This is a genomic window from Janibacter sp. CFPM2_SD2, from assembly GCF_057364645.1.
Window position 1 is genome coordinate 18,769 of the sequence record NZ_JBNFOF010000008.1, and the last position, 14,016, is coordinate 32,784.

General features: G+C 71.4%; 8 protein-coding genes and 4 pseudogenes. 10 read left to right on the forward strand and 2 right to left on the reverse strand.

Annotated features, from left to right (window positions below):
- Positions 1-311 precede the first annotated feature (311 nt).
- The 6 genes and pseudogenes from AC2W7J_RS01630 to AC2W7J_RS01655 all read left to right on the forward strand — a co-directional run bounded on the left by AC2W7J_RS01630 (position 312) and on the right by AC2W7J_RS01655 (position 6,722).
- On the forward strand, positions 312-1,193 hold the full coding sequence (locus AC2W7J_RS01630; RefSeq protein ID WP_485981168.1) for a glycosyltransferase: 882 nt from the start codon (positions 312-314) through the stop codon (positions 1,191-1,193).
- Complete coding sequence (locus tag AC2W7J_RS01635; protein WP_485981169.1) at positions 1,156-2,070, forward strand: glycosyltransferase family 2 protein; 915 nt, start codon at positions 1,156-1,158, stop codon at positions 2,068-2,070. Before AC2W7J_RS01630 ends, AC2W7J_RS01635 begins: the two co-directional genes overlap by 38 nt.
- Positions 2,067-3,398, forward strand: coding sequence for an O-antigen ligase family protein (locus AC2W7J_RS01640; protein WP_485981171.1), 1,332 nt, complete (start codon positions 2,067-2,069; stop codon positions 3,396-3,398). The genes AC2W7J_RS01635 and AC2W7J_RS01640 overlap by 4 nt, the downstream gene beginning before the upstream one ends.
- A pseudogene (locus AC2W7J_RS01645) lies at positions 3,395-4,273 on the forward strand (glycosyltransferase family 4 protein); the annotation flags it as partial. The gene AC2W7J_RS01640 and the pseudogene AC2W7J_RS01645, both read left to right, overlap by 4 nt.
- A 503-nt stretch (positions 4,274-4,776) precedes the next feature.
- Entirely contained in the window at positions 4,777-6,444 is a 1,668-nt protein-coding gene (locus tag AC2W7J_RS01650; RefSeq protein WP_485981172.1) for a glycosyltransferase, read from the forward strand.
- Positions 6,441-6,722, forward strand: a complete 282-nt coding sequence (locus AC2W7J_RS01655; RefSeq protein WP_485981174.1) for a PqqD family protein — start codon at positions 6,441-6,443, stop codon at positions 6,720-6,722. Before AC2W7J_RS01650 ends, AC2W7J_RS01655 begins: the two co-directional genes overlap by 4 nt.
- A gap of 4 nt (positions 6,723-6,726) precedes the next feature.
- Here AC2W7J_RS01655 and AC2W7J_RS01660 read toward each other — a convergent pair whose 3' ends face one another.
- Together AC2W7J_RS01660 and AC2W7J_RS01665 are read right to left on the reverse strand one after the other, a co-directional pair.
- Positions 6,727-7,443, reverse strand: a complete 717-nt coding sequence (locus AC2W7J_RS01660; protein WP_485981176.1) for an FkbM family methyltransferase — start codon at positions 7,441-7,443, stop codon at positions 6,727-6,729.
- A complete protein-coding gene (locus AC2W7J_RS01665; RefSeq protein ID WP_485981178.1) occupies positions 7,443-8,906 on the reverse strand; it encodes a sugar transferase in 1,464 nt (487 codons plus the stop codon). Before AC2W7J_RS01665 ends, AC2W7J_RS01660 begins: the two co-directional genes overlap by 1 nt.
- 515 nt (positions 8,907-9,421) lie before the next feature.
- Here AC2W7J_RS01665 and AC2W7J_RS01670 point away from each other — a divergent pair.
- The 4 genes and pseudogenes from AC2W7J_RS01670 to AC2W7J_RS01685 form a co-directional block, all read left to right on the forward strand.
- On the forward strand, positions 9,422-10,399 hold the full coding sequence (locus AC2W7J_RS01670) for a glycosyltransferase (protein ID WP_255184115.1): 978 nt from the start codon (positions 9,422-9,424) through the stop codon (positions 10,397-10,399).
- 89 nt (positions 10,400-10,488) lie between these two features.
- Positions 10,489-12,707: pseudogene (locus AC2W7J_RS01675) on the forward strand (NADP-dependent isocitrate dehydrogenase).
- A gap of 156 nt (positions 12,708-12,863) precedes the next feature.
- Positions 12,864-13,606, forward strand: a pseudogene (aqpZ, locus tag AC2W7J_RS01680) (aquaporin Z).
- 40 nt (positions 13,607-13,646) lie between these two features.
- Positions 13,647-14,016, forward strand: a pseudogene (locus tag AC2W7J_RS01685) (molybdopterin-dependent oxidoreductase); the annotation flags it as partial.

Sequence of the window (14,016 nt, forward strand, 5' to 3'; positions counted from 1 at the left end):
TCCTGACCCGCCGGCGGACGACGTACCCCCTCGGTGCGCCGAAGGTAAGGTCCGATGTGACGTCCCCCACCCGCTGCGAGGAGTGTATAAGGTGCGCGTCCTGCGGATCTCCCACAGCGGTGTCGTGGATGCCTGGCGCGAGCGCGAGCGGGTCGCGCGCCGCCTCGGCCACGAGGTCACGTCGGTCACGGCGCAAGTCTGGGACGAAGGGGGCGCGACGTCCCCCTCGAGCCCCGTCCTGGCGAGGACGTCGTCGGTGTGCGCACCCTGGGTCGTCACCCCGCCCTCTTCGTCTACGACCCCCTCCCCCTGTGGCGGCTGCTCGGGCAGGACTGGGACGTGCTCGACCTGCACGAGGAGCCCTTCGCCCTCGCCACGGCCGAGGTGCTGCTGCTGCGGACCCTGAGGCGGTCCGCGCGCCCTACTGCCTCTACTCGGCGCAGAACATCGACAAGCGCTACCCGATCCCCTTCCGCTGGCTGGAGCGATGGTCACTGCGCCACGCCGCCGCGGTGAGCGCCTGCAACTCGCAGGCGGCCGAGATCGTCACCCGCAAGGGACTCGGCGGTCGTGCCCTCGTCATCGGCCTGGGCATCGACCCCGAGGCCTTCTCCCCCGGACCGGTGCGACCCCCTTCGCCCACCGGAACCGTCCGGGTCGGCTACGCCGGGCGGCTCGCGCCCCACAAGGGCGTCGACGTGCTGCTCGAGGCGGCCGCCGCCGACCCACGGCTGCACGTGGCGATCGCGGGCGCAGGCCCGCAGGAGGAGGAGCTGCGTCGACGGGCGGAGGCCCCCGACCTCGCCGGCCGCGTCGAGCTGCTCGGCCCGGTCGACAAGGCGGCGCTGCCCGACTTCTACCGCGGGCTCGACGTCCTCGCGGTGCCCTCGCTGACGACCCCGGGCTGGATCGAGCAGTTCGGCCGGGTGGTCGTCGAGGCGATGGCCTGCGGCACGCCGGTCGTCGCCACCGACAGCGGCGCCCTGCCCGACGTGGTGCGCGGCGCCGGCCTGCTCCGTCCCGCCCGGCGACCCGGCCGCCCTGGCCGAGGCGCTCGGACGTGCTGGCACCGACCCCGACCTGTCGGCCACAATGCGCTCGGAGGGGATCGCGCGTGCGCGCGAGTTCGACTGGGACGTGATCGGCGGGGACTACGTGGAGCTGTACGAGGAGATGGCGGCGCGCGGTCCTGACGCGCCCACCGGCCCCCCGGAGGTCGTCGTCGTCGCCTACCACCGGCCCGATCTGGTGCGCGAGAGCCTCACCCAGATCGCGCACCTGCCCGTCACGGTCGTTGACAACTCCTCCGACCCCGAGGTGCGCGCGGTCTGCGAGGACCTCGGCGTGCGCTACCTCGACCCGGGCCGCAACGGTGGCTTCGCAGCCGGCGTCAACCACGCCCTCGCTGACCGTGCCGCGCCCGGGGCCGACGTGCTCCTGCTCAACCCCGACGCGGTGATCGGCGAGACCGGCATCCGCGAGCTGCACACCGCCCTTCGCGCCGACCCGCGGCTGGCCAGTGTCGGCCCGCGACAGGTCGACGGCGAGGGTCGCCCCGGCCGCGTCGCTTGGCCCTTCCCGACCCCGTGGGGCGCGGTCGTCGAGGCCGTCGGCCTGGGCCGGCTCCGGCGGGCCGAGGACTTCGTCATCGGGTCCGTCCTGCTCCTGCGGGCCGAGGCACTGGAGCAGGTCGGTGGCCTCGATGAGTCCTTCTTCCTCTACGCCGAGGAGACCGACTGGGCGAGACGTGCCGCCGACCTCGGGTGGCGCCACGCGCTCGTGCCCACCGTCACCGCCCAGCACCTCGGCGGCGCCACGAGCTCCGACTCGACGCTGCGCGAGACCTACTTCCACGCCTCGCAGGAGCGCTACCACCGCAAGCACTTCGGTGCGTCCGGCTGGGCGGTCACGCGCGCGGCGGTCATCGTCGGCTCGGCCATCCGCTGGCTCGTGCTGCGTGGCCAGCGGGGCCACGACGCCAAGGCGCGGCTCGTGCGCTACGTGCGCGGCCCCCTTCGCCTTGAGGCGGCACACCGTCGCCTCGACAGCCGTCCGACAGGTGCCCGGTGAGCCTCCTCGCCCACGGCCGCTCCGCCGCCGGGATGCTCGTCGCCCTCCTCTTCGCCGCGGGCATCGGGTGGGGCGCCCCCGGTCGCCCGGCACTGGCACTCGTCGTGGCGTTCGCTGTGCTCGTCCTCGGGGTCTCGGCCCTGCAGACCGCCACGATCCCGCTGCTCACCCTCCCCCTGCTCTTCGTCGCCCAGCGTGCCGCCTTCGGCGGGACGGACCTGTCGATCTCGGATCTGGCACTGGGTATCGGCACCCTGGCTGCGGCGGTCTTCGCTCGACGCCCCTTCGCTCCCGAGCTGCGCAACCTCCTGTGGCTCGTCGTCATCTACCAGGTGGCGACCCTCTTCACCGTGGTCGCCAACCCCTACGCAGCCAACGTGGTCGAGTGGGTCCACGCCGGGGTGCTCGTCGCCGGCGGGCTGCTCGTCGGCTGGGTCGTCGGCCGCGAGGGATACGCCGCGCTCGGCATCAAGCTCATGGTCCTCGCCGCCCTCGTCCTCGCAACCTGGGTCATCGTCGCCGGGGCCATGCAGGTGCTCGCTGGCAACTTCGAGCCGGTCTACCTGCCCTTCCGGATGCACAAGAACTTCCTGGGCACCGTCATGGCGATCATGGCCCTCACCCTTTACGTGCGTCCGGAATGGATGCGCATGCGGCCAGGACCAGCGGTGCTCGCCTTCAGCTGGCTCGTCATCGGCATCGGATTCACCCAGTCGCGTCAGGCGATCGTCGCGCTCGCTATCACCCTCGTCGTCCTTGTACTGCGCACCCGCTCCGACCGGCGCCGTTCGCAACTCATCATCCTCGGGGTCGTCCCGGCCCTGGCCATCGTCCTGACCCTCGTCCGCGACCAGGCAGCGAGCGACAACCAGCACAACTCGTACTTCTCACGTCTGGACTGGTACCAGCAGTCGATCGACATCTGGCAGAGCCACCCGATCCTCGGCGTCGGGCTCCGCTGGTGGTACACGGATCGCTTCCAGGGCGGGATCCAGCCGCCCAACGCCGAGCTCGAGATGCTCACCTCGGCAGGGCTCGTCGGTCTCGTCGGCTTCTTGGTGCTCATGGTGGGAGCACTGCGGGTCCTGTGGCGGATGCCCCCTGCCTACGGGATGCTCGCCTTCCTCGTCCTGCTCTCACGTCTCATCCAGGGCCAGCTCGACATCTTCTGGGTGGCTGCCCAGACGTCCATCCCCTTCGTCATCGTGGGCATCTGCCTCGGAGTTCGTGGGCGGGACGAGGACGGGACGCACACGCAGGACGAGCCGTCCGCGACGCTTCCAGACGTCGGCCCGCGTGTCGGCGTGTCGGGGGCCGCGCCTCGATGAAGATCACGCACGTCGTCTGCACGGACAACTTCGCCGGCGTGGAGCGCCATGTGGCGACGCTGGCCGCCGCCCAGCACGACGCGGGCCACGAGGTCACGGTGCTCGGTGGACGTCAGGAGCGCATGCGGGCGGAGATCGACCGACCGAGGGTCAACCTGCGGCCAGCCCCCGACCGACGTACTGCCGCGAGGCATCTCTTGGGCGCCGCCGGCCGTGAGGCGGACGTCGTGGCCACGCACATGACCGACGCAGACATGGTCGCTCTCACCTGCCCCGCCCTCGCTGGCACCCCGATCGTCAGCACCCGCCACTTCGCCGCCCACCGGGGAGCCACGCCGAGCCACAGGTGGGTGGCCGAGCGCGCCGAGGGCAAGCTCGCCGCCGAGATCGCTGTCAGCGAGTTCGTGGCCCACAGCGTCGGGGGCGACACGACGGTGGTCCTGCCCGGCATCCCCGACCGCCACAACCCGCTAGACGCCAGCGGCCGGGAGCCCTTCGTGCTCGTCGCCCAGAGGCTGCAACGAGAGAAGGCGACTGACGTCGCCGTCCGGGCCTTCGCAGCGTCGGGTCTTGCCGGCCGCGGCTGGCGGCTCGCGCTGGCGGGCGACGGCGCCAACCGGGACGAGCTCACCGCTCTGGCCACGGACCTCGGGATCCGAAGCTCGGTCGACGTCCTCGGTTACCGCTCGGACCTGCAAGATCTCATGTCCCGCGCGAGCCTCTTCTGCGCGACCGCCACGGCGGAGCCGATGGGTCTCTCGGTGCTCGAGGCGATGGCCAGCGGACTGCCTGTCGTGGCGAGCGCGGCTGGTGGTCATCTCGAGAGCGTCGGCGGGGCGGACGGCGCCGCGCTCTTCGCGCCAGGAGATGCCCGAGCGGCCGGACAGCTCCTGGCCAGACTTGCCGAGGATCCCGAGCTTCGTGATGCATACGGCGGCTCGCTTCGAGCGAGGCAGCGGGAGAGCTTTTCGATCGCCGCCCAGGTGAGGGCCACCGACGACGTCTACCGCCACGCACTCGCGACCCGCTCCCGGGCCGCGCCTCGGTCCGACCACCAGGGTCGTCACCTCGTCGTCATCTCCCTCGAGCCGTGGGACCGGGTGTGGCGGCGCAACCAACACCTGGTCCACGGCCTCCTGCGGCAGGACCCCGACCTGCGTGTCCTCTTCGTCGAGCCCGGTCGGGACCCGCTGCACACGGCTCGTCTCGGTGGCCGCCCGGCACCGGGTCGCGGCCTGCGTCGTGGCCCGCACCTGCCCGGCGTCGATCCCGACGCGCTCTGGCTCCTCGAGCCGACCAAGCTGCTCCCCCGCCGCGTCACCCCGGGCAGGACGACCGGTGGGCACGTCAGGTCGCCGACACGGCACGACAGCTCGGCATGCCCGCGCCCACGCTCTGGGTCAACGACCCCCGTGGCGCACTCGTCATGGACCGGACCGGGTGGCCGACCCTCTACGACATCACCGACGACTGGCTGCTCGCCGACCGTGACACCGCGACGTCGGTGCGGCTGGCCGCCCAGGAGGCCGCTCTCATGGAGGGCGCCCGCGAGGTCGTCGTCTGCTCCACGGGTTTGGTCGCCTCGAAGTCCGCCCAGCGCGAGGTCACCCTCGTGCCCAATGCCGTCGACCTCGCCGCGACCACCCGGCCGACCGCCCGCCCCGACGACCTCCCCGACGGCCCGGTCGCGCTCTACCTCGGCACGCTCCACTCCGACCGTCTCGACGTCGCCCTCTGCGAGAGCACCGCCCAGGCCCTCGAGGGCACCGGGGACCTCGTGCTCGTCGGACCCGACGCCCTGACCAGCGACGAGGGCGACCGACTCGACGCTGCCGGAGTCGTGCGCCTGGGCGCCAAGGACCGCCGCGTGGTGCCCGCCTACCTCCAGCACGCCGACGTGCTCGTCGTGCCGCACGTCGTGGACGGATTCACCGACAGCCTCGACCCGATCAAGCTCTACGAGTACCGCGCCGTCGGCCGACCCGTCGTGAGCACCCCGGTCGCAGGGTTCCGCGAGGCCGCTGGCGAGCGCTGCCGGGTCGTCCCTGCCGAGGACTTCGCCGCTGAGGTCGCTCGCTGGCTGCCGGCGATCGACTCCTTCCCCCACGGCGCCGATCCCGACGTGCCGACGTGGGCGGACCGGGTGAGCGAGATGGCTGACGTCATCGGCCGTGTCTCCGGCCACGACGAAGCAGGGCAGGCCCAGATCCCGATCGACATCCGCACGCTCTTCGGTCACGCCGCCGTCCAACGGGTCGCCCACCTGCACGACCTCGACGTGCTCCACATCAAGGGCGACGCACTCGACCCCGCACTCACCCACCCCGACCGGCTGGCCACCGATGCCGACGTGCTCGTGCGCCCCGACCACGTCGACGCGCTCGTGGCGGCCTGCATCGCGGCCGGCTACCGGGCCGAGGGACGCTTCTCGACGAGCTCCCCCTTCGAGCACTCGCAGACCCTGTGGCACGAGCAGTGGGGCTATCTCGACGTGCACCGCCACTACCCCGGCATCGGCCTGCCGGCGCACGAGGCCTTCGACCTGCTGTGGGCCGAGCGCGGGTCGCGCACATTGGCCGCGGTGGAGTGCCCGGTCCCCTCCCTCGCCGCCCAGGCGGCGGTGCTCGTCATGCACGCGGGCCGCAACCCCCAGGGGGGTCAGGTGGCGGCCGACGTCGAGCACGTCTGGCACCGCGTGGATGCGACGCGTCAGCGGGAGATCCTCGACGAGGTGGATCGGCTGCATGCCGAGATCGCCTTCGCCGCGGGAACCGGCGACCTCGAAGCGCTGCCGCCCTCTGCGGAAAAGGAGCTCTGGCGAGCTGTCACCCACGACGGCCGCCTGCGTGAGTGGCGTGCCCGCATCGCTGCTGCGCCCAGTCGGCGCCAGCGCCTCCAGCTCCTGCTCCGTGCGCCTCTGGTCAACACCGACCATCTCGCCAAGCAGCTGGGTCACCGCCCCTCCCGCCGAGAGGTCGCCGTGGCCTTCGTCGATCGCTCGCGCCGGGGTCTGGTCGAGATGTGGCGACGGGGAGGTGCCCAGTGATCGCCGGGGTCGACTACGTCGTGAGCCCGGGCATCGCCTGGACGGAGGCACGCGACGTGTGGGGGCTGCCGGTGGTCTACGTCGCGCCGGTGCCTGCCGGACCGATCTCGGTGCTGCCGGACATGTCGGCACTCATCTGGCTGGCCGTCGCCGAGGGCGCACCCGACGTCGTCGGCGAGGTCGCCCACGTCACCTCGCACCCGCAGGAGGAGGTGCGCGACGACATCGAGGCCTTCGTCGCGGAGCTCGTCGAGCGCGGTCTGGTCCGCCCGGTCTGACGCCTCACGGGCGGATGCGCCGGACCCCTCCGGGGTACTCGTAGGCGATCTCGCCGATGCGGGCGCGCACGTCGGCGGGGATCGCGGCGACGATGGCCTCCTCGCTGCCCTCGGTGTCGACCTTGACGAGGTCGATGCGCCCTTCCGACTCGAGGACCCCGCGCAAGGCCTCGGCCACTCCCTCGCAGACGACCTCGACGGCGACCTTGCCGTCGGAGCCCGGCTGGTACTCGGCCAAGCCGCTGTAGCGGCCGACCGGGTCGATCAGGAAGGTTGCCGCCCCGGCAGTAGGTGCGAGTGCGGCCTCGTGGACCACGCACCGGTCCCCGAAGGGCGCGACATTTGCCCGCAGGGTCTCGAGGTTGTGCGGCACCGGCTCCCACACGTGGACCCGGGTCGACGGCGACCGGCTGAGGAACCAGGCGGCGCTCACCCCGATGTTGCCCCCGACGTCGACGACGACCTCTGGGCTCCCGTGCCCGTAGTCATGGCGGTGGAAGACCTCATTGACGGTCCGGACGTCGTGCGGGTGGGGCACGAGCAGCTCCACGGGTCCGGTGGGCGTGCGCAGACCGACCCGCCACGGATAGTCACCGCTGCCGGTGACGTAGCGGCGAAGGGAGTCGGCCGGTGTCCGGCTGGTCAGCAGCGTGGACCACGCCGCACGGTAGTTGCGCGCCCGCAGTGGCGCGCTCCAGCGGCGTCGAACGTCCGTCGTCATCAGTAGGCCCCGTCCTTGGAGAGCACCGCGTGGAGGGTGCGCCACAGGATGATGAGGTCCTGCGCCACCGACCAGTTCTCCACGTAGTAGAGGTCGAAGCGCACCGACTCCTCCCACGTGAGGTCGCTGCGGCCGTTGATCTGCCACAGGCCGGTCATGCCCGGCTTGACGAGCAGGCGGCGACCGACGTCGCCCTCGTAGCGGGCGACCTCCGAGGGCAGCGGCGGGCGGGGGCCGACGAGGCTCATCTTGCCGGCGAGCACGTCGAAGAGCTGCGGCAGCTCGTCGATGGAGTAGCGGCGGATGAAGCGGCCGATCGACGTGATCCGGGGGTCGTCCTGGCGCTTGAAGAGCACTCCGCGGTCGATCTCGGCGGCGGTGCGCTGCCGCACGTCCTCGAGGCGCTGCTCGGCGTCGACCGTCATCGAGCGGAACTTCGTCATCCGGAAGGTCTCGCCGTGCAGGCCGACCCGCTCCTGCCGGAAGAAGACCGGGCCGCCGTCGGACAGCTTGACCAGGACCGCGACGACGAGCAGCAGGGGCGAGAAGAGGAGCATCAGCAGCAGGGCACCGATCCAGTCGATCGTCGACTTGAGCACCAGCCGCGGGCCGGAGAAGGTCGGCGCCTCGACGTGCAGCAGCGGCAGACCGGCGACCGGGCGGGTGAGCACGCGCGGACCGGCGATCTCGGTGAGCCCCGGCGAGACGACGAGCTCGATGCCACTGCCCTCGAGCGCCCAGCCGAGGCGCCGCAGGCCACCGGTGCCCAGGGCGTGCGCATCGGCGCAGGCGACGACGTCGACCCCGAGCTCGATGGCGACGCGCGCTCCCTCGCGCTCGGTGCCGAGCACCGGGACCTCGGCGACCTCGTCAGCGCTCGACCCGGTGCACACGCCGATGACGCGGTAGCCGGCCTCGGGCACGCTGGCGAAGCTGTCGACGAGATGACGCACCGTCGCGACGTCACCGACGACGAGGACGTCGTGACTGAGGTCGCCCTGGACCCGGCGGTGCCCCAGCCAGGTGCGCCAGACCCTGCGGGACACCCAGAGCCCGATGATCCCTGCCGGCAGGGCGAGCAGGATGTAGCCGCGCGCCACCTGGACCTGGAGGGCGAAGGCGAGCATCGCGACGAGGGCGAAGACCTGCAGCGAGGCCGTCGTGACGAGGCGGTACTCGGCCGCCCCGTGCCCGAGGATGTGCACCTCGTAGGCACCGTGGAAGCGCAGCGCCAGCCACCAGAGCGCGACGAGCGCGAGGCTGAACCACGTGTAGCTGATCGAGAAGCTGTCGGCGCTCGCCGCGACGTCCGGGCGACCATCGACACCGAAACGCACCACCTGGGCCCCGAAGGTCGCCCACATGATGACGAGCAGGTCGCTGACCGCGAGGAGGATCTGCAGCGGCCGCAGGGCCGCCCGACCAGCGCCGACGTCCGTGGTCAGACGCGCCAGGCCGGCCACCTCAACCCCGCGGGTGGGTCAGGGACGCGGCGACCGGACCATCGGCCAGTCGGATCGCCTCGGCCATCCGTCCCCGGGACACACTCCCTTCGACGGGTCGCCGCCTCAGCTCCTCGAGCCGGGCGGACGGATCGGTGGTGCGCGGCTGCTGCGCGGCGTGCCGCCGCGAGTGGCGCAGGGCCGCTGCGCTCACCCCGTAGGCCACGACCGGTATCGATGCCCACCCCAGCAACATGAAGGTCTCCACGTGCACTGACTCGCCTCCCCAGCGAAGTGTCGAGGGGCGGTGGTTCCGCCCCGGGATCGTGGACCTCCCCGGCCACGATCTCGAAAAGGGACATTACCGTTCGCTTACCATTCTTGCCATACCTTGACCAAAATCCTTTTCGTGGCCGCGGTCACGTGCCGCAGATCGTGCGTCGGAGCGCTCGCACGCGTCGACCCGGTGCCGCCGGACCCCCTTCGGATTTGAGATGCTGCGACCACCAGCAGCGACGGCGTCGGAGGCTCAGACCATGAAGGTGATCGTGCAGATCCCCTGCCTCGACGAGGAGACGACCCTCCCGCTCGTCCTCGCCACGATCCCGACGCAGATCCCCGGTGTCGACGTCATCGAGACGCTGGTCATCGACGACGGGTCCAGCGATCGCACGTCGGAGATCGCCCGCGAGCTCGGCGTCACCCACGTCATCCGGCACAGCCGCCCACTGGGCCTGGCCCGCTCCTTCCGCGACGGTGCCGACTTCGCGCTGCGCCACGACGCCGACATCCTCGTCAACACCGACGGCGACAACCAGTACCCGCAGGAGCGGATCGGCGACCTCGTCGCGCCGATCCTCGCGGGACGGGCCGACATCGTCGTCGCCGACCGGCAGACGGCGACGATCGCCCACTTCTCCCCCTTCAAGCGCCGGATGCAGGCCTTCGGCTCGGCCGTGGTCAACCGGGCCGCGAGCACCGATCTGCCCGACGCCGCGAGTGGCTTCCGTGCCTACTCCGCCGCCTCGCTCATGCGGCTGAACATCGTCACCGAGTTCAGCTACTGCATGGAGACGATCATCCAGGCCGGCCACAAGCGCCTGGCGATCGAGTCGATCCCCGTCGTGACCAATGCCAAGACCCGCGAGTCCCGCCTCTTCTCGAGCATCTGGCAGCACATGGCCAAGTCGGCGTCGGCGATCATCCGCTCCTTCATCATGTTCAAGCCGCACGCCTTCTTCGGCCTGGTCGGCGCCGTGCTCATGGTCCTGGGGCTCATCCCCTTCGTCCGCTTCCTCGTCCTGGCGGCGATGGGCGACTCGGCCGGCCACATCCAGTCCCTGATCTTCGGCACGGCACTGCTCGTCGGCGCCCTCTTCTCCTTCGCCCTGCTGATCATCGCCGACCTCCAGCGGACCAACCGGGTCCTGCTCGAGGAGACGATCGAGCAGCTGCGCCTCGTCCGCTTCGGCCCACCCCGGATCCCGCCGGTCCACGACGACGAAGGGAGGTGACCCCCCCTTCGTCGGACCGAAGACCGGGACCGGCCGCGCCCGTGGGAGGATCTGGGGAGACCCACCCCACACCCCACGGAGGGACACACATGACCGCGAAGATCGTCTGGACCAAGATCGACGAGGCGCCGGCACTCGCCACCTACTCGCTGCTCCCGATCGTCCAGGGCTTCACCTCGGGCACCGGTGTGGAGCTGGAGACGAGCGACATCTCGCTCGCCGGCCGCATCCTCGCCCAGTTCCCCGACCGGCTGACCGACGAGCAGCGCGTCGCCGACAACCTCGCCGGTCTCGGCCAGCTCGCCACGACGCCCGAGGCCAACATCATCAAGCTGCCCAACATCTCGGCCTCCGTGCCGCAGCTCAAGGCGGCCATCGCCGAGCTGCAGGGTCAGGGCTACGACCTGCCGGACTACCCGGACAACCCGAGCACCGACGAGGAGCAGCAGGTCGCCGCGGCCTACGCCAACGTCCTCGGCTCCGCCGTCAACCCCGTCCTGCGTGAGGGCAACTCCGACCGCCGCGCCCCGCTCGCGGTCAAGAACTTCACGAAGAAGCACCCGCACAAGCTCGGCCCGTGGACCGCCGACAACAAGGCCCGCGTCGCCTCGATGAGCGAGGGCGACTTCTACGGCAACGAGAAGTCCATCGTCTCCCCCGCCGACGACACCCTGAAGATCACGCTGACGGCGCAGGACGGCACCGAGACCGTCCTCAAGGACTCCGTCCCGGTGACGAAGGGGGAGATCGTCGACGCGACCTTCATGTCGGCCACGGCGCTGCGCGCCTTCTACGACGCGCAGATCGAGGCGGCCCGCGCCGAGGGGCTGCTCCTGTCGCTGCACCTCAAGGCGACGATGATGAAGGTCTCCGACCCGATCCTCTTCGGCCACGGCGTCGCCGCCTGGCTCGGCGAGCTCGTCGAGAAGCACGCCGAGTCCTTCCGCGAGGCCGACGTCGACCTGCGCTACGGCCTGGCCTCGCTCTACACCCAGCTCGACACGCTGCCGGCCGAGACCCGCGACGCGATCCGCGCCGACATCGACGCCCTCGCGCAGCAGCGCCCCGCTCTGGCGATGGTCGACTCCGACAAGGGCATCACCAACCTCCACGTCCCGAGCGACGTCATCATCGACGCCTCGATGCCGGTCGTCATCCGCGACTCCGGTCAGATGTGGAACGCCGAGGGTGGCCAGCAGGAGACCCTCGCGATGATCCCCGACCGCTCCTACGGCCCGATGTACGCCGCCGTCTTCGAGGAGCACAAGCGCAACGGCGCCCTCGACCCGGCGACGATCGGCACCGTGCCCAACGTCGGCCTCATGGCGCAGAAGGCGGAGGAGTACGGCTCGCACCCGACGACCTTCGAGATCCCCACGGCCGGCACCGTCACCGTGACCACCTCGGCCGGCGAGGTCGTCCTCGAGCACACCGTCGAGCAGGGCGACATCTGGCGGATGAGCCGGGTCAAGGACATCCCCGTCCAGGACTGGGTCAAGCTCGCCGTCACCCGCGCCCGCGCGACCGGTGCCCCGGCCGTCTTCTTCCTCGACGAGGCCCGCGCCCACGACGCGCAGGTCATCGCCAAGGTCAAGGAGTACCTGCCGCAGCACGACACCGAGGGCCTCGAGATCAAGATCCTCGCGCCCGTCGAGGCCGTGACCTTCTGCCTCGAGCAGATCCGCGCCGGCAAGGACGCCATCTCGGTCACCGGCAACGTCCTGCGTGACTACCTCACCGACCTCTTCCCGATCCTCGAGCTGGGCACGAGCGCCAAGATGCTCTCGATCGTCCCGCTGCTCGCGGGCGGCGGTCTCTTCGAGACCGGCGCCGGCGGCTCGGCGCCCAAGCACGTGCAGCAGTTCGTCAAGGAGAACTACCTGCGCTGGGACTCCCTCGGTGAGTTCTCCGCGCTGGGCGCCTCCCTCGAGCACCTCGCCACGCACTTCGACAACCCGAAGGCGCAGGTCCTCGCGGACACCCTCGACACGGCGATCGCACCTTCCTCGAGGAGAACAAGAGCCCGGCCCGCAAGCTCGGCTCGATCGACAACCGCGGCAGCCACTTCTACCTCGCCCTCTACTGGGCGCAGGCGCTGGCGGCCCAGGACACCGACGCCGAGCTCAAGGAGCGCTTCACCCAGGTCGCCGCCGATCTCGGTGACAACGAGGCGAAGATCAACGAGGAGCTCATCGGCGCGCAGGGCTCGCCGGTCGACCTCGGTGGCTACTACAAGCCGGACGCCGACAAGGCCTCGGCCGCGATGCGCCCGAGCGCGACGCTCAACGCGATCATCGACGCGCTCTGACCGAGCCCGTCCCCACGAAGGGGGGAGGCCGCACCTGACACCGGTGCGCCTCCCCCTTCGTCGTGCTGAGCCGACTCGTCGTGCGGACGTGACCGGCGCTCCCTAGGCTCGTCGGTGACGGCCACGGGGGCCGTCACGACGTCAGGAGCACTGGTCATGCAGCACTCACTCGTCCACCGACTCGGCGCCGAGTTCCTCGGCACCTTCTGGCTCGTCCTCGGGGGCTGCGGCTCGGCGATCTTCGCCGCCCAGCACGTCGTCGACGGCAAGGACTCCGGCCTGGGCATCGGCTTCGTCGGCGTCGCCCTCGCCTTTGGCCTGACCGTGCTGACGATGGCCTACGCCGTCGGGCACGTCTCCGGGGGGCACTTCAACCCCGCGGTGACCATCGGTCTGGCGACCGGACGGCGCTTCGAGTGGAAGGACGTGCCGGCCTACGTCATCACGCAGGTCGTCGCGGGCCTCGTCGCCGGTGGCGTCCTCTACGCCGTCGCGAGCGGCAAGGACGGCTTCGACGCCGGCGCCGGCTTCGCGGCCAACGGCTATGCCGACCGCTCCCCCGGCGGCTACACCCTCGCCGCGGTCCTCATCGCCGAGGTCGTGCTCACCGCCTTCTTCCTCTACATCATCCTCGGGGCCACGGACGACCGCGCGCCCGTGGGCTTCGCGCCGATCGCCATCGGTCTCGGGCTGACGCTCATCCACCTCATCTCGATCCCGATCAGCAACACCTCGGTCAACCCCGCGCGCTCGACGGCCGTCGCCTTCTTCCAGGACGGCGCCGCGGGTCAGCTGTGGGCCTTCTGGGTCGCCCCGGTCATCGGGGCGCGATCGCCGGCGCGACCTATGCCCTCATCACCGGGGTCAACCGCGCCGACCTCGACGTCGAGGGAGTCTGACCGGACCATCCGCTGCAGGCGGCGGCACCGAATCCCGTCCATGAGCTCTCGGTCCGCACTCCCCGCCGCCTGCGGAGTCCTCGCGGCAGGCCTCGGCACGGCCGCCGCCCACCTCGTCGCGGCCCTCGTCTCGCCGCCCTCCTCCCCCGTGCTCGCCGTCGGCAGCCAGGTGATCGACGCGACGCCGACGCCGGTCAAGGAGTGGGCGGTCGGCACCTTCGGCACCGCGGACAAGCCGATCCTCATCGGCTCGGTCGCGGTCGTCGCGCTGCTGCTCGCGGCCGTCGCGGGGGCCGTCCGGCCGCGCTCCCGCCTCGTCTCGACCCTGCTGCTCCTGCTGCTCACCGGGCTCGCCGGCGCCGCGGCCGTGCTCCGGCCCAGCGCCGACCCCCCCCTCGCGTGGCTGCCCG

Coding starts and splice junctions, on each gene's coding strand:
- AC2W7J_RS01650 (WP_485981172.1), top strand. CDS start 4,777: ATGCCCGCGCCCACGCTCTGGGTCAACGACCCCCGTGGCGCACTCGTC.
- AC2W7J_RS01660 (WP_485981176.1), bottom strand. CDS start 7,443: ATGACGACGGACGTTCGACGCCGCTGGAGCGCGCCACTGCGGGCGCGC.
- AC2W7J_RS01670 (WP_255184115.1), top strand. CDS start 9,422: ATGAAGGTGATCGTGCAGATCCCCTGCCTCGACGAGGAGACGACCCTC.